The sequence below is a fragment of the Nonomuraea sp. NPDC050663 genome, assembly GCF_044456985.1.
In the GTDB taxonomy this organism is placed as follows: domain Bacteria; phylum Actinomycetota; class Actinomycetes; order Streptosporangiales; family Streptosporangiaceae; genus Nonomuraea.
Genome location: NZ_JBITGL010000003.1, coordinates 121684 through 136711, shown reverse-complemented (window position 1 = coordinate 136711; position 15028 = coordinate 121684). Strand labels below are relative to the sequence as shown.

Annotated in this window: 14 protein-coding genes; 5 read left to right on the top strand and 9 right to left on the bottom strand. The window is 68.5% G+C overall.

The annotated features are described in order from the left end of the window. Positions 1 to 11 precede the first annotated feature (11 nt). Both prcA and prcB read right to left on the bottom strand, forming a co-directional pair. Positions 12 to 791, bottom strand: coding sequence for a proteasome subunit alpha (prcA, locus tag ACIBH1_RS09725; RefSeq protein ID WP_397313923.1), 780 nt, complete (start codon positions 789 to 791; stop codon positions 12 to 14). A gap of 21 nt (positions 792 to 812) precedes the next feature. Next, positions 813 to 1655 (bottom strand): proteasome subunit beta, encoded by an 843-nt coding sequence (gene prcB, locus ACIBH1_RS09720; protein ID WP_397313922.1) that lies wholly within the window; start codon positions 1653 to 1655, stop codon positions 813 to 815. 198 nt (positions 1656 to 1853) lie between these two features. Between prcB and ACIBH1_RS09715 the strand changes: the two genes are divergently transcribed. From ACIBH1_RS09715 to ACIBH1_RS09695, 5 genes are all read left to right on the top strand, one after another. Continuing rightward, positions 1854 to 3206 carry an extracellular solute-binding protein gene (locus tag ACIBH1_RS09715; protein ID WP_397313242.1) on the top strand — a complete coding sequence of 451 codons (1353 nt, stop codon included), beginning with the start codon at positions 1854 to 1856 and terminating at the stop codon, positions 3204 to 3206. 120 nt (positions 3207 to 3326) lie between these two features. Next, on the top strand, positions 3327 to 4238 hold the full coding sequence (locus ACIBH1_RS09710; protein WP_397313241.1) for a carbohydrate ABC transporter permease: 912 nt from the start codon (positions 3327 to 3329) through the stop codon (positions 4236 to 4238). Next, positions 4235 to 5053, top strand: a complete 819-nt coding sequence (locus ACIBH1_RS09705) for a carbohydrate ABC transporter permease (RefSeq protein WP_397313240.1) — start codon at positions 4235 to 4237, stop codon at positions 5051 to 5053. The genes ACIBH1_RS09710 and ACIBH1_RS09705 overlap by 4 nt, the downstream gene beginning before the upstream one ends. Continuing rightward, positions 5050 to 6096: an ABC transporter ATP-binding protein gene (locus ACIBH1_RS09700; RefSeq protein WP_397313239.1), complete on the top strand. Its 1047-nt coding sequence runs from the start codon at positions 5050 to 5052 to the stop codon at positions 6094 to 6096. The genes ACIBH1_RS09705 and ACIBH1_RS09700 overlap by 4 nt, the downstream gene beginning before the upstream one ends. Further along, positions 6093 to 7139: a DNA polymerase IV gene (locus ACIBH1_RS09695; protein WP_397313238.1), complete on the top strand. Its 1047-nt coding sequence runs from the start codon at positions 6093 to 6095 to the stop codon at positions 7137 to 7139. The genes ACIBH1_RS09700 and ACIBH1_RS09695 overlap by 4 nt, the downstream gene beginning before the upstream one ends. A gap of 380 nt (positions 7140 to 7519) precedes the next feature. Here ACIBH1_RS09695 and ACIBH1_RS09690 read toward each other — a convergent pair whose 3' ends face one another. From ACIBH1_RS09690 to arc, 7 genes are all read right to left on the bottom strand, one after another. Next, positions 7520 to 8026 (bottom strand): acyltransferase, encoded by a 507-nt coding sequence (locus ACIBH1_RS09690; RefSeq protein WP_397313237.1) that lies wholly within the window; start codon positions 8024 to 8026, stop codon positions 7520 to 7522. A 98-nt stretch (positions 8027 to 8124) separates the two neighbouring features. Beyond that, positions 8125 to 9009 (bottom strand): endonuclease VII domain-containing protein, encoded by an 885-nt coding sequence (locus ACIBH1_RS09685; protein WP_397313236.1) that lies wholly within the window; start codon positions 9007 to 9009, stop codon positions 8125 to 8127. Positions 9010 to 9083: 74 nt separating this feature from the next. Continuing rightward, on the bottom strand, positions 9084 to 9293 hold the full coding sequence (locus tag ACIBH1_RS09680) for a ubiquitin-like protein Pup (RefSeq protein ID WP_397313235.1): 210 nt from the start codon (positions 9291 to 9293) through the stop codon (positions 9084 to 9086). A 555-nt stretch (positions 9294 to 9848) separates the two neighbouring features. After that, positions 9849 to 11363: a depupylase/deamidase Dop gene (dop, locus tag ACIBH1_RS09675; RefSeq protein ID WP_397313234.1), complete on the bottom strand. Its 1515-nt coding sequence runs from the start codon at positions 11361 to 11363 to the stop codon at positions 9849 to 9851. 73 nt (positions 11364 to 11436) lie between these two features. Next, a complete protein-coding gene (locus ACIBH1_RS09670) occupies positions 11437 to 12627 on the bottom strand; it encodes an acyltransferase family protein (protein ID WP_397313233.1) in 1191 nt (396 codons plus the stop codon). 83 nt (positions 12628 to 12710) lie between these two features. Beyond that, positions 12711 to 13070, bottom strand: coding sequence for a VOC family protein (locus ACIBH1_RS09665; protein ID WP_397313231.1), 360 nt, complete (start codon positions 13068 to 13070; stop codon positions 12711 to 12713). Between the two features lie 103 nt (positions 13071 to 13173). After that, positions 13174 to 14934: a proteasome ATPase gene (gene arc / locus ACIBH1_RS09660; RefSeq protein WP_397313230.1), complete on the bottom strand. Its 1761-nt coding sequence runs from the start codon at positions 14932 to 14934 to the stop codon at positions 13174 to 13176. Positions 14935 to 15028: the final 94 nt, after the last annotated feature.

The following is a 15028-nucleotide window of genomic DNA, read 5'->3' as shown; positions in this document are numbered from 1 at the left end:
CTTTTCACAGGTCAGGAACCGTCGTCGAGCGGACCCTCCGGCGCCGTCGGCGCGCCGTCGCCGTCACCCTCCTCGGAGGTGACCGCCGGCGCCGCGAGCGCCTCACCGGCCGGACGCTGCAGCAGCCGCTCCAGCCTCGGCCCCACCAGGCGCAGGAACTTGCGGTGCTCCCGGTTGCGGTCGAGGACCGCCACCTCCAGCTGCCCCACCGCCGGCCGCTCGCCGCCCGGCTCCGTCAGCGCCACGAGCGCCACCTCGAGCGCGTCGGCCAGCGGAGCACCCTCCTGGTAACGCTCCTTCAGCCGCCCCGACACCGCCTCGGCCTGGCCGCCCATCACGGTGAAACCGTGCTCGTCGAAGACGGAACCGTCGAAGGTCAGCCGGTAGATCGCGTCGCCGTCGGCCGTGTCGCCCACCTCGGCGACGACGACCTCGACCTCCAGCGACTTGATCGACTCGGTGAAGATGCGCCCCAGGTTGGAGGCGTACAGGTTGGCCAGGCCGCGCCCGGTCACGTCGGAGCGGTCGTAGGTGTAGCCGTTGATGTCGGCGTAGCGGATGCCGCCGAGCCGCAGCTCCTCGAACTCGTTGTAGCGGCCGACGGCCGCGAAGCCGATCCGGTCGTAGATCTCGCTGATCTTGTGCAGCGCCCGCGACGGGTTGGGCGCGACGAACAGGATGCCGTCCTGGTACTGCAGCACCACGACGCTACGCCCGCGGGCGATGCCCTTGCGCGCGTAGTCGGCCTTGTCCCGCATGATCTGCTCGGGAGAGGCGTATCCAAAAGGCATGGTCACCTTCGAGGATCCTTTCTAGCGCAGCGGTGCGATGGGGCCGTCAGGGGAGATCATGCGTTCGTCGAGCATGCGCTGCACGACGCCCGCGACCTCGTCGTCGCCCAGCCGGCGGAAGCCGTCGGCGTCGATGACCGAGACGACCGGCCAGATCTTACGGGTCACGTCGGGTCCGCCGGTGGCGGAGTCGTCGTCGGCGGCGTCGTAGAGCGCCTGGATGAGCATCGTCACCGTGTCGTCCGCCGAGGCGCCCTCGCGGTACAGCTTCTTCAGCGCGCCCTTGGCGAAGATCGAACCCGAGCCGATGGCGTCGTAACGCTCCTTCTCGTACGGCCCGCCCGCCACGTCGTAGCCGAAGATGCGGCCCGCGTCGCGGTCGGGGTCGTAGGCGGCGAACAGCGGCACCACGACCAGGCCCTGCATGGCCATGGCCAGGTTGCCGCGGATCATCGCCGCGAGCCGGTTGGCCTTGCCCGCCACCGACAGCGTGCGCCCCTCCAGCTTCTCGTAGTGCTCAAGCTCCACTCTGTACAGCCTGGCCATCTCGATGCCGGTGCTCGCCGTGCCCGCGATGCCCATGCAGGAGTAGTCGTCGGTGCGGAACACCTTCTCGATGTCACGCTGGGCGATGATGTTGCCCGAGGTGGAGCGCCGGTCGCCGGCCATCACCACGCCACCGGCGAAGGAGGCCGCCACGATGGTGGTGGCGTGCGGGACCTGGTCACCGACGGGAGTCGCCAGCCTGTCGTCGCGCACCGGCAGCAGCTGCGGGGCGAACGACCCGAGGAACTCGGTGAACGAGGAGTTGCCGGTGTTGGTGAAAAGATGGTTCGACAATCCGGCGGGCAGATCCTTGTGCATTGCCACTCCGGCTCCCTCCAAACGATAGATCCGACAGGCTCGACCCTACTCATCTTCCGTCGCAGCTTGCACTTCCCCCGATCAGCTCGCGGCGAACCGGCCGTGATCAAACAGCGTTCATCAGATCGTTTCTTTACGCGTCACGGGCCCCGTGCGATTGTCGGTATGTCTGCACGTCCATCCACACGGGAGGCCGCTGTGAGACGTGTCTTCGTGGCTGCCCTGGCCATCGCCCTGACCGCGTGCGGGTCCAGCACCCCGGCCGGACCGGAGAGCGTGACGCTCACGATCGCGGCCAACTCCATCGAAGGCGGCAAGAACTCCGAGAGCGCCGCCTGGATCAAGAAGTGGGTCATCCCCGAGTTCGAGAAGACCCACCAGAACGTGAAGGTCCTCTTCCAGTCCAGCGGCGTGGAGGACGAACAGTACAAGACCAAGATCGCCCTGGACCTGAAGTCCAAGACCGGCGCCGACGTCATCGACCTCGACGGCATCTGGGTCGGCGAGTTCGCCCAGGCCGGATACATCAAGCCGCTGGCCGACGTCGGCGGGCCCGCCGTCGACACCTGGGAGGGCTGGGGCCAGATCCCGCAGGCCGTCCAGGGACTGGGCATCTTCGACGGCAAGAAGTACGCCCTGCCGCAGGGCACCGACGGCCGCGTCCTGTTCTACAACAAGACGCTGTTCAGGAAGGCCGGCCTGCCCGAACCCTGGCAGCCCGCCAGCTGGCAGGAGATCATCGACGCCGGCACCAAGCTCAAGGCCGCAGGCGTGCCGATCCCCATCCAGATCAACGCCGGCACCGCCATGGGCGAGGCCACCACCATGCAGGGCGCGCTGCCGCTCCTGGTCGGAGCGGGAGCCGAGATCTACGCCGACCGCAAGTGGGCCGGCGCCTCCCAGGCCATGAAGGACGTGCTCGGCTTCTACCAGCAGATCTACGGCGGCAGCGGCCTCGGCGACCCCAAACTCCAGCAGGAGGCCAAGGGCCGCGACACCTCCTTCGCCCAGTTCGCCGAAGGCAAGATCGCCATCCTGGCCGAGAGCGACTACTTCTGGCGCTCGGTCATCGAACCCAAGGCGGGCGTCGCCCCCATGGCCGACCGCGACACCGCCGTCGGCTGGGCCAAGATCCCCGCCAAGCAGCCCGGCGCCGGCATCCGCGGCCAGGACTTCGTCTCCATGTCCGGCGGAGCCGTACGAGCGCTCAACCCCTTCTCCAAGAACGGCAAGCTCGCCTGGGAACTGCTCGCCTTCATGCACTCGGCCGAGGCCATCAAGTCGCAGCTGGCCGGGCAGGTGCGCATCAGCTCGCGCGACGACGTCAACGACGAGGTGCTGACGGCCGACCCGATGCTGAAGTTCGTCGCCGAGGAGGTCCTGCCGATCACCGCCTACCGGCCGCCCCTGGCCGTCTACCCGCAGGTGTCGACCGCGCTGCAGGAGGCGACCGCGGCCATCGTCGGCGGCCAGACACCCGACGCGGCCGCCGGGGCCTACCAGGGCAAACTGGAGGGACTCGTCGGTGGCGCGGCCAACATCGCGGGCTGACCACACCCCCGGCGAGGCGGGCACGCGCCCGGCCGGTACGGCACGCGCATCCTTCGCCGGTCCGGCACGCGCCCGGACCACCCCCGGGCGCGTGCCGTACCACCGCGGGGCGGCGCCCGCATGACCACCGACGCCGCGGGGCTCGGCAAGGCCAGGGCGAGCGCCTTCATCCTGCCCGCCCTGGCCCTCATCGCCGTCTTCCTGATCTTCCCCGCCCTCTGGACCATCTACCTCGGCCTGACCGACTACCGCCTCACCGGCCTGGCCGCCGCCGAACCCCAACTCGTGGGCGTCGACAACTACACCGGCGCCCTGGCCGACACCCGCTTCCACACCTCGCTCTGGCTGACCGTGCTGTTCGTCGGCGGCTCGGCCATCCTCGGCCAGGCCGTCCTCGGCTTCACCATCGCCTGGATCCTGCGCAGCCGCCGCGGCCCCGTCCGCCGCCTCGTCGAAGGCGTCGTCCTGCTGTCGTGGATCCTGCCCAGCTCCGTCGTGGCGTTCCTGTGGATCGCCCTGCTCGACCGCAGCGGCGGCACCCTCAACGCCCTGCTCAACACCCCAGGCTTCGCCTGGCTGCTCGACTACCCGATGCTCAGCATCATCGTCTTCAACACCTGGCGCGGCACCGCCTTCTCGATGATGCTCTACTCCGCCGCCCTCGAGAACGTGCCGCCCTCCCACCTGGAGACCGCCCGCCTGGCCGGGGCGAGCGTGCCGCAACAGCTGCGCGACGTCGTCTTCCCCCTGCTGCGCCGCCACATCCTGACGAACCTGCTGCTCATCAGCCTGTGGACGTTCAACGACTTCACCCCGTTCCTGCTGACCGCCGGCGGTCCCGAAGGACGCTCGGAGATCCTGCCCGTCTACGTCTACAACGTGGCGCTGCGCGGCGGCTCGCTCGGCGTCGGCGCCGCCATCTCCTTCCTCATCCTGCTGATCAACCTCATCCTGGCCCTGGCCTACCTGCGCCTGCTGCGCGGCCGGCGCCGCAGCCAGGAAGCCGCCGCCGCGCAAGGACCACCGGCATGACCCGGCACGTCATCGGCCGCCTGGCCGCCACCGCCTTCCTCGCCGTCGTCATCGGCTTCTTCACCCTGCCCATGCTCTGGCTGGCCGCCGCCCCCTTCGACGACACGCCGACCATCACCGTCTCCATCCCCCAGTTCACCCTCGGCAACTTCCAGGCCATCCTCGACAACCCCTACGCCGCCGGATCCATCGTCAACTCGCTGCTGCAGGCGGGCGGCGCCGCCGTCCTCGTCGTCGCCCTGGCCGCCCTGGCCGCCTACGCCCTCTCCCGTGTCCACGTGCCAGGCCGCGACCTGCTCCTCTACCTGCTCCTGCTGATGTCGAGCGTCGTCACCGGCACCGCCGCCATGGTCCCCATCTTCGAACTGGCCACCAGACTCGGCCTCATCGACACCCACCTGGGCGTCATCCTCGTCGTCTCCGGCGGCCTGCTCCCCGCGGCGATCTTCATCCTCAAGGACTTCATGGACGAGACGCCCACCTCCTACGAGGAGTCCGCGCGCGTCTTCGGCGCCTCACCCCTGCAGATCCTGCGCCACATCGTCATCCCCCTCGTCCGGCCGGGCCTGGCCACGATCGGCGTCTGGGCCATGGCCTCCGTCTGGGGCGGCTTCCTGTTCCAGTTCATCCTCCTGCGCGACCCCGAGAAACTGCCGGGCTCGGTGATCCTCTACACCCTCTACACCGAGGGCGGCGCGCCCAAGCTCGACCTGATCTCCACCTTCTCCCTGCTCTACTCGCTGCCGGTGGTGGCCATGTACCTGCTGGTCAGCCAGCGCTACGGCTTCCGCTTCCACGGAGGCATCAAACGATGATCTCTCTGCGCGACCTCACCAAGACCTTCCCCGGCGGCGTACGAGCCCTCGACGGCATCGACCTGACCATCGGCGACGGCGAGTTCTTCGCCCTGCTCGGCCCCTCCGGCTGCGGCAAGACCACACTCCTGCGCACCATCGCCGGCCTCGAGACCCCCACCACCGGCACGATCGCCATCAACACCACCGACGTCACCACCCGCCAGCCGGGCGAACGCGACGTGGCCATGGTCTTCCAGGACTACGCGATCTTCCCCCACATGAGCGTCGCCGACAACATCGCCTACCCCCTGCGCATCAAGAAGATCGCCAAAGCCGAACGCCTCGCCAAAGCCCGCGAGGTCGCCACCAGGCTCTCCCTCGGCGACCTGCTCGAACGCCGCCCCAGCCAGCTCTCCGGCGGCCAGCAGCAACGCGTCGCCCTCGCCCGCGCCATCGCCTGCCACCCCACCGCCTTCCTGTTCGACGAACCCCTGTCCAACCTCGACGCCCGCCTGCGCCTCGAAGCCCGCACCTTCCTCAAACGCCTGCAACGCGAACTCGCCGTCACCACCGTCTTCGTCACCCACGACCAGGCCGAAGCCCTCGCCCTGGCCGACCGCATCGCCGTCATGGACCACGGCCGCATGATCCAGGTCGGCACCCCCGCCGAGATCTTCCAACGCCCCGCCACCCCCTTCGTCGCCTCCTTCATCGGCTCCACCCCCATGAACCTGCTGCCCGGCAAGGTCACCGGAGGCACCCTGCACGTCGCCGGAGCCGTCCTGCCCGCCGGCGCCCTCGCCGACGGCAGCGAGATCCTGTACGGCGTGCGGCCCGAATACGCCGACCTGGCCCTCGACGAACGCGAAGACGGCTTCCCCGGCACCGTCGCCGTCCTGGAGAACCTCGGCACCGCCACCCTCGTCACCCTCGAAGCCCGCGACCGCCTCATCCAGGTCCTCGTCCCCGAAGGCGACGAACCCCCCATCGGCAGCCGCGCCTGGGCCGTACCCCGCCGGCGCCGCGCCCTCCTCTACGCCGATGACACACTGGTGGGATGAAGAACTGGGTCATCCACATCGACCTCGACTTCTTCATGGCCGCCGTCGAGATCGTGCGCAACCCCGACCTGCGCGGGCAACCCGTCATCGTCGGCACCGGCGCCGAACCCACCCAGGCCCGCACCGTCGTCGCCACCGCCTCCTACGAAGCCCGCGCCCACGGCGTGCACTCCGGCATGCCCATCCGCGCCGCCATGCGCGCCTGCCCCGACGCCGTCTTCATCCCCCGCGACCTCGCCTTCTACGAACACGCCTCCGCCCAGGTCATGGACGTCCTGCGCACCTTCCCCGTCATCGTCGAGGTCTGGGGCCTCGACGAGGCCTTCCTCGGCTGGGACGGCCACGGCTACGACGGCGACCCCTTCACCCTCGCCCACGCCATCCAGCACGCCCTCACCGAACAGACCGGCCTCACCTGCTCAGTCGGCATCGGCGACAACAAACACCAGGCCAAACTCGCCGCCGCCTTCGACAAACCCTCCGGCGTCAACCGCCTCACCTCCGCCGACTGGGCGCACGTCATGAACGAACGGCCCGTCACCGCCCTGTGGGGCATCGGCAGCCGCACCGCCGCCAAACTCGCCGCCCTCGGCATCGACACCGTCGCCCAGCTCGCCGCCGCCGACGTCGACCTGCTCGCCAAGACCTTCGGCCCCACCAACGGGCCCTGGCTGCGGTACCTCGCGCTCGGCAAGGGCGAGGAGAGCGTCACCGACGTGCCCTGGGTGCCACGCAGCCGCAGCCACGAGATCACCCTCGCCGAAGACGTGACCGACCGCGCCGCCATCGACGCCCACGTCGACACCCTCGCCCGCACCCTGGCCGCCGAAACCCGCGACGAGGGGCGTACGGCGGTGCGGGTCGTGGTCAAGATCCGCCTCAGCAGCTTCTTCACCCGCACCCGCCAGACCAAGCTCACCCAGCCCACCACCGACCCCGACATTCTCGCGGCCACGGCGACGGACCTCCTCGACCGCTTCGACCTACGCCGACCGGTGCGCCTGATCGGGGTCGCAGTCGAATTCGCCCCAACGCCCCGCTAACGCGGGATCGCGATGCTCCGTCGTGAGCTCAGCGCTTCGTCATGAGCGCAGCGGCTTTGTCATGAGCGCGGCGCTGCGCCGTGGGCGCGACGCACCCTCGTGCGGGGTGGGAGGCCCGCGCCGCAGGCGCAGCGCTTCGTTGTGAGCGCGGGAAGGCCCGTGTCGTGGGCGTCGCGCTTCGTCGTGGGCGTCGCGCTTCGTCGTGAGCATCGCGCTTCGTCGTGAGCGCGGGCCAAGCGCCCCCTTCACGGCCGCCACGTGGGCGCAACCGCCGCGTGGGCGCCAACCGGCGCGTTTTGCGCCTCGTCCCCGCGACCCCCTCAGGCCCGGCCGGTGCGTGGACGTAGCCCGCCGCGTGGGGCGCCTCGTCCCCGTGCCCCTCAGCCCACGATCTCGTCGTCCGCGTGGGCGGCGAACTGCGCCGACCGCACCTCGGCGATCCGCTCATACCGGGCGATGCGATCCTCCCAGTCGGCCTCCACCCCGAAGGCCACCTTCGCGAACCCCACCTCCTTGATCGCCTCCGGCAACCCAGGATCCCCCGGCGCGAAAACCCGCTCCCCCACCAGCACCGTCATCGGCGGCACGAAGAACTCCTCAGCCACCACCGCCCGCGCATGGACGGCCGCGCCGATCGCCACCACGGCGCCCGCCCCCACGACCGCCTCCTGCAGCACCGTCACCCCGGTCGCCAGATACGAGCAGCGCCCCACCCGGCACCCCAGCAACGTCGACTGCGGCCCCACGAACACGTGATCACCCAACGACACGTCACCACGCAACACGGCGTGCTCGCAGACGATCGACGACTCCCCCACCTCGATCGCCCCGTCCTCGGCGTCGAGCACCGCCCCGTACATCACCCTCGCCCGCGGCCCGACACTCACCCGCCCCACCAACGTCGCCGTGGGCGCCACGAAAGCACTCGGGTCGACCTGCGGCTCATGCCCCCGATGACGAATCAACAAGACCGCGTGCACCCCTTCTAGTCGTGCGTGACCAGAGCCAGGTAATCCTCCCACGCGATCGGCGGCGCCAGATATTCCAGAGCCCGCCAGACGAACCGGGCATCATCGCGGAACTGGCCGATCCCGGTGTTGCACGGCAGGCACAGGGCCTTGCGCACCTCACCCGTGCCATGACAGTGATCGACGTGCTCCGGCTCCCGCTCCCAGCAGGCCGCGCACAGCCCCGACTGCGCCTCGATCATCCGCTCCACGTCGGCATGACACAGGCCGTACCGCTGGGACAGGTGGTAGGAGCGGGTCGGCGCGGCCTGCGCCCGCCGCGGCCCCGGCACCGCGGGCCGGTCGGCCCAGACCTCCACGTCCCACAGGTACGCCGCGGCCAGGGCCAGGCCCGTGAGATCGTCACGGAAGTGCCCGAGGCCGTTGTTGCAGTTGAAACAGAGAACGCCACGCACCCGGCCGGTGCTGTGGCAGTGGTCGACATGCGTGCCGGCGTTCTCCCGGCACACGGCGCAGAGCCCGCCCTGCTGGGCGAGCATGCGCTCGTAGTCGTCTTCGGTGATGCCGTAGCGGTATTGGAGCTTGTAGTTGCGCTCGCTGCCGTGATTCTTGATGCGGTTCTCCCGTGCCACCAGCGTGTGACACGGCTTGCAGTAGGACGTGAGCCCATCCGACTCCGAGCGGTTCCTCCCGAACTCGGCGGTCGGCTTGGTCTCTTGACATCGCGGGCAGTACTTGTGGCCTTCAGGAGCCTCCGCCCGCTCGCGCACGCTCCGCCCCTGCTCGGCCGCCCGCTTGCGATAACTCGTCTTCGAGCGAACCCCGAAACAGGCCTTGCAGTAGCGCGCCCGCCCATCAGACATGCGCTTGTTGAGCCCGAACTCCGAGACGGCCTTCACCACCCCACAATCCGGGCACCGCTTCACCCCAGGACCACTTCCCACCGGTCTAACCCGATTTCAGCGCCCGTTTTGCCCTACTCTCCGCCCTTCTGCACGTAACCTCTGACAAACTCCTCTGCGTTCTCTTCGAGAACTTCGTCGATTTCGTCCAGAATCGCGTCGACATCGTCCGTGAGCTTCTCGTGCCGCTCCTGGACGTCGGTCTCGGCGGTCGCCTCGACCGCCTCGACCTCGCCCTCGCGCCGACCGGCCTGCTTCTGGCCGCCCGTGTCCTTCGCTGCCATCTCTTACCTCCGGTTGGGGGACTGCCTCTGACCTATATCTTCCCCGAACCGGCCGACATTTCGCGCAGACGACCCGGCGATCTTCGCCACTTCCCCGGATACCTTCACTATCCAGGCCCCAAGGATGTCCGGCGGGCCCGGACAATGGCGGACCACGGAAACCTGGAGCCCCAGGGTTGGCGGCGACCCTATGGTCCGGTGCGACATGTGATCAAGGCAGATACCGCCTGGGTCGGCCGTCTCGGCCGGGAGCGGGAAGAGCTGGGCGGGCAGGGCGCCGCGTTTGACGGTGTCGTTGGCGGTGGTGGGGCAGCCGCAGGGGATTGGGCGTTGGCCGCGAGTCGGCGCCAGGACGGGCCGTCGGTGCGGTCCCGCAAGGGTGGGGTCCCCCGACCTGGGCGTGGGTGCACACGTCGTGCAGGTTTGCTCATGGTGGCCTGTTCGATGGGGGCACACCGAACCGAGCGGCTTTACTTTGTAGATTCTGACTGGCCGAGTCCGGGGCCGACACGGCTCCGCCGTACCGGGAACAGGTACGGCGGAGCGCGGGGCGGGTCATTCGCCGCCGGTGAGGGCGGCGACGAGGTCGGCGGCGGTGCGGCAGCGGTCGAACAGCTCCCCCACGTGGGCCTTGGTGCCGCGCAGCGGCTCAAGGGTGGGCACACGCTGCAGCGACTCGCGTCCGGGGATGTCGAAGATGACCGAGTCCCAGGAGGCGGCGGCGACGGATTCGGAGTACTGCGCCAGGCAGCGGCCGCGGAAGTAGGCGCGGGTGTCGGTGGGAGGGTTCTCCACCGCTCGCAGGACCTGCTCCTCGGTGACGAGGCGCTGCATGCGCCCGCGGGCGACGAGCCGGTTGTACAGGCCGCGGTCGGGGCGGATGTCGGAGTACTGCAGGTCGACGAGCTGCAGACGGGGGTGGGACCAGGGCAGGCTGTCGCGGGTGCGGTAGCCCTCGAGGAGTTCGAGCTTGGCGACCCAGTCGAGCTCGCGCGACAGCTGCATGGGGTCGTCGGCCAGGCGGGTGAGCACCGACTCCCACCGGTCGAGGATGTCCTTGGTCATCTCCTCCTGGGCGGTGCCGCGTTCCTCGACGTACTTGCGGGCCTGCTCCAGGTATTCCATCTGCAGCTGGATGGCGGTGAGCTTGCGCCCGTCGCGCATGGCGATCTCGTAGCGGCAGGTCGGGTCGTGGGAGACGGCGCGCAGGGCCTGCACGGGGTTGTCGACGGTGAGGTCGCGGGTGAGGAAGTTGTCCTCGATCATGGCCAGGACGAGCGCGGTCGTGCCGAGCTTGAGGTAGGTGGAGATCTCCGACATGTTGGCGTCGCCGATGATGACGTGCAGCCGCCGGTATTTCTCGGGGTCGGCGTGCGGCTCGTCGCGGGTGTTGATGATCGGCCGCTTGAGTGTGGTCTCGAGTCCGACCTCGACTTCGAAGAAGTCGGCGCGCTGGCTGATCTGGAAGCCCTCGGTGCGGGAGTCCTGCCCGATGCCGACCTTGCCCGCGCCGACGACGACCTGGCGGGAGACGAAGAAGGGCGTCAGGTGCCGCACGATGTCGGCGAAGGGGGTGGCCCGGCGCATGAGGTAGTTCTCGTGGCAGCCGTAGGAGGCGCCCTTGGCGTCGGTGTTGTTCTTGTAGAGCTGGATCGGCGCGTTGGTGGGGATCGCCGAGGCGCGTACGGCGGCGTCGTACATGACGCGCTCGCCGGCCTTGTCCCAGATGACCGCCGCGCGAGGGTTGGTGCACTCGGGCGTGGAGTATTCCGGGTGGGCGTGGTCGACGTAGAGCCGCGCCCCGTTGGTGAGGATGACGTTGGCCAGCCCCAGGTCCTCGTCGGTCAGCTGGCTGGGGTCGGCGACCTCCCGGGCGAGATCGAAGCCGCGCGCGTCGCGCAGCGGATTCTCCTCCTCGAAGTCCCAGCGCGCCCTGCGCGCCCTGGCGGCCGAAGCGGCCAGGTAGGCGTTGACGACCTGTGACGACGTCACCATCGCGTTGGCGCCTGGCTGGCCGGGTACGGAGATTCCGTACTCGGTCTCGATGCCCATCACCCGACGCACCGTCATGCGCACCCCATGTCTAGCGGCAGTCCGTTCGTTCCCGAGCCTAGCCCTTTCTTGATGCCCGGCCAGCACTCCGTTATGGCACAGATGCCTGATGCGTTCGCGGAGACATCTCGGGAATGGGCTCCGACGAGGGCTTACGCCGCCGCCCGCGGGTCTTGTCGCGGGGCATGAGTTTGCGCAGGAGCCGCTGGCCGGGCTTGTCGATCAGCGCGTAGACGAGGTAGGAGACGACGATGGCGATCACCATGGTGAGGGCGGCGAGCAGCCAGGGGTTCATCGAGTCCTTCAGCGGCGGGATGACGACGGCCGCGAGGGTCTGGTGCACCAGGTAGAGCGGGTAGGTGAGGGCGCCGAGGATGGTCAGGCCCTTCCACGTCATCCATTTCAGCCAGCCGAGCGCGACGGCGGCGATGAGCAGGTAGATGAGCGTGATGGCGATGACGACGCCGGTCTCGGAGGCGGGGAAGTCCTCGTAGCCCTTGGATTTGACGCGGCTGCCGACCCGTTCCAGCGCGACCCATACGGCCGGGTAGAAGCTGAGCGCGACGAAGAACCACGACAGGAAGGAGTGGCCGTAGCGCCACAGCAGGAAGAAGCACATGCCGGCGATGAAGTACGGCATCTGCCGCGGCATGAAGATGAGGGTGAGCCATTCGTTGGTCTTGACGAGCCAGCGCTCGGGGGTGATCCCGAAGAGGTCGACGAGCCACGTCTTGGTGGTGAACTCGGCGGCGAGGGCGCCGAGCGACCACAGGCCCATGAAGGCGTAGCAGCGTTTGAGAGTGATCCCGATGATCACGAAGACGGCCATGAGGATGTAGAAGCGCAGTTCGGCCCAGAGCGACCAGAAGACGCCGGAGGCGTGGCCGACCTTGGCCGCCGACTGGAACATCGTGAGGTTCCACAGGTAGTCGGAGACCTCGAACTTGGGCCGGAAGCCTTGCACACTGGTGAAGGAGTACAGCGCCCAGATGGCCAGGACGGTGAACCAGTAGGCCGGGTAGAGCCGGGCGAAGCGGGAGACGGCGAAGCCGCCGACGGTCCTGCCCCAGGCGCTCATCAGGATGACGAAGCCGCTGATGAGGAAGAACAGCTCCACGCCGAGGATGCCGAGCGTGGTCACGGGGGCGACCGGGGCGAAGATGTGGTTCGGCTCGGTCACCCAGATCGACTTGAACGCCGACAGGTAGTGGAAGGCCATCACCGCGAAGGCGGCGAGGAAGCGCAGGGCGTCGAGCTCGCGCAGGCGCGGCTGGTCGGTCACCGTTCTCCCCGGGACTGCTGTGACAGGAGAGACCAGTGTGACAGCTTTTGTGACTTATGTGGCGGCTGTTGGTCCGGCCGGGCTCAGACGGTTTCCCAGTACACCTCGATGCGGTAGCCGTCGGGGTCGAGGCATTTGAAGCTGACCAGGTCGTCCTCGTCGTCCTCCTCGACGATCTCGACGCCGCCGGAGCGCAGCCGCGCCTGGATGCGGGTCACCTCGTCGCGGCCTGCGCAGGTGAAGCCGAAGTGGAGGAAGGCGGGTGCGGGGCCGTGCCCGGGGTCGGGGTGCAGGGCAAGGTCGAAGCCGTCGGCGGTGCGGATGATGAGGGTGCCGTCCGGGTATTCGGTGGCGGGGCCGGCGGCGAAGCCGAAGTACGTCTCGTAGAACGCGCGTGATCGCTCCCGGTCGCGCACCGGGAGCGCGAGGTGCCGCAGTCGCATGGAGTCACGCTAACGACGCCGCCGTGGGCGCGGAAAGGCGTTTCCACCCAGAAGGCCCCGCGCTCCGGATGGATGAGCGCGGGGCCTTCTGGTGAAAGCTGGGTCAGAGGTACTGACCGGTGTTGGCGACGGTGTCGATCGAGCGACCCGCCTCGGTGCCCGTCTTGCCGGAGACCAGCGTGCGGATGTAGACGATCCGCTCGCCCTTCTTGCCGGAGATGCGGGCCCAGTCGTCGGGGTTGGTGGTGTTGGGCAGGTCTTCGTTCTCGGAGAACTCGTCGACGCAGGCCGACAGCAGGTGCTGCACCCGCAGGCCCTTGGTGCCGCTCTCCAGGAACTGCTTGATCGCCATCTTCTTGGCCCGGTCGACGATGTTCTGGATCATCGCGCCGGAGTTGAAGTCCTTGAAGTACAGGACTTCCTTGTCGCCGTTGGCGTAGGTCACCTCGAGGAAGCGGTTCTCCTCGCTCTCGGTGTACATACGCTCCACGACGCTCTGGATCATGCCGTGGATGGTGCCCTCGCGCGAGTCGGAGTGCTCGGCCAGGTCGTCGGGGTGCAGCGGCAGGTCGGAGATGAGGTACTTGGAGAAGATGTCCTTGGCCGCCTCGGCGTCCGGCCGCTCGATCTTGATCTTGACGTCCAGGCGGCCGGGCCGCAGGATCGCCGGGTCGATCATGTCCTCGCGGTTGGAGGCGCCGATGACGATGACGTTCTCCAGGCCCTCGACACCGTCGATCTCGCTGAGCAGCTGCGGGACGATGGTGTTCTCGACGTCGGAGGAGACGCCCGAGCCACGGGTGCGGAAGATCGAGTCCATCTCGTCGAAGAACACGATCACCGGGGTGCCCTCGGAGGCCTTCTCACGAGCCCGCTGGAAGACCAGGCGGATGTGCCGCTCGGTCTCGCCGACGTACTTGTTGAGCAGCTCCGGCCCCTTGATGTTGAGGAAGAAGCTCTTGCCGGACTGGCCGGTCTTCTCCGCGACCTGCTTGGCCAGGGAGTTGGCGACCGCCTTGGCGATGAGCGTCTTTCCGCAACCGGGCGGGCCGTACAGCAGCACGCCCTTCGGGGGACGCAGCTTGTGCTCGCGGAACAGGTCGGCGTGCAGGTAGGGCAGCTCGATGGCGTCCCTGATCTGCTCGATCTGCCGCATGAGGCCGCCGATCTCCTCGTAGGAGATGTCGGGGACCTCTTCGAGCACCAGCTCTTCGACCTCGGACTTGGGGATACGTTCGTAGACGTAGCCGGAGCGGGGCTCCAGCAGCAACGAGTCACCCGCGCGAATCGGCTGGTCGAGCAGCGATTCGGCGAGCCTGACGACCCGCTCCTCGTCGGCGTGGGAGATGACCAGGGCGCGCTGCCCGTCTTCGAGCAGCTCCTTCATCATCACGATCTCGCCGAGATCCTCGTAGCCGAGCGCCTCGACCACGTTGAGCGCCTCGTTGAGCATGACCTCCTGGCCACGCTTGAGGTTGTCGACATCGACGGCGGGGCTGACGTTCACGCGCAGCTTGCGGCCGCCCGTGAACACCTCCACCGTGCCGTCTTCACGCGCTTCGAGAAAAACGCCGAACCCGGATGGCGGCTGGGCCAGCCGGTCGACTTCTTCCTTCAGGGCGACGATCTGGTCTCTGGCCTCTTTGAGCGTCGAGACCAGGCGTTCGTTCTGGGCGGTCACGGCCGCCAGATTCGCCTGTGTCTCGTGGAGACGCTCTTCGAGAACCCTGGCCTGACGGGGAGACTCGGCGAGCTTACGCCTCAGCGCGGTGATCTCCTCTTGGAGGAAGGAGACCTGTGTGTTGAGATCAGCGACCTCCCGATCGCGCTGCGCGTGCCTAGCCTCATCATCGCGAGCTGCCACGCCCCGTCACCTCCTTCCAAGTCGGAAGACTACTAGGGACTTACCTATCTCGGGCCCCTCCGTAACCTGGCCGGGCAGTATTCGTACAATGACA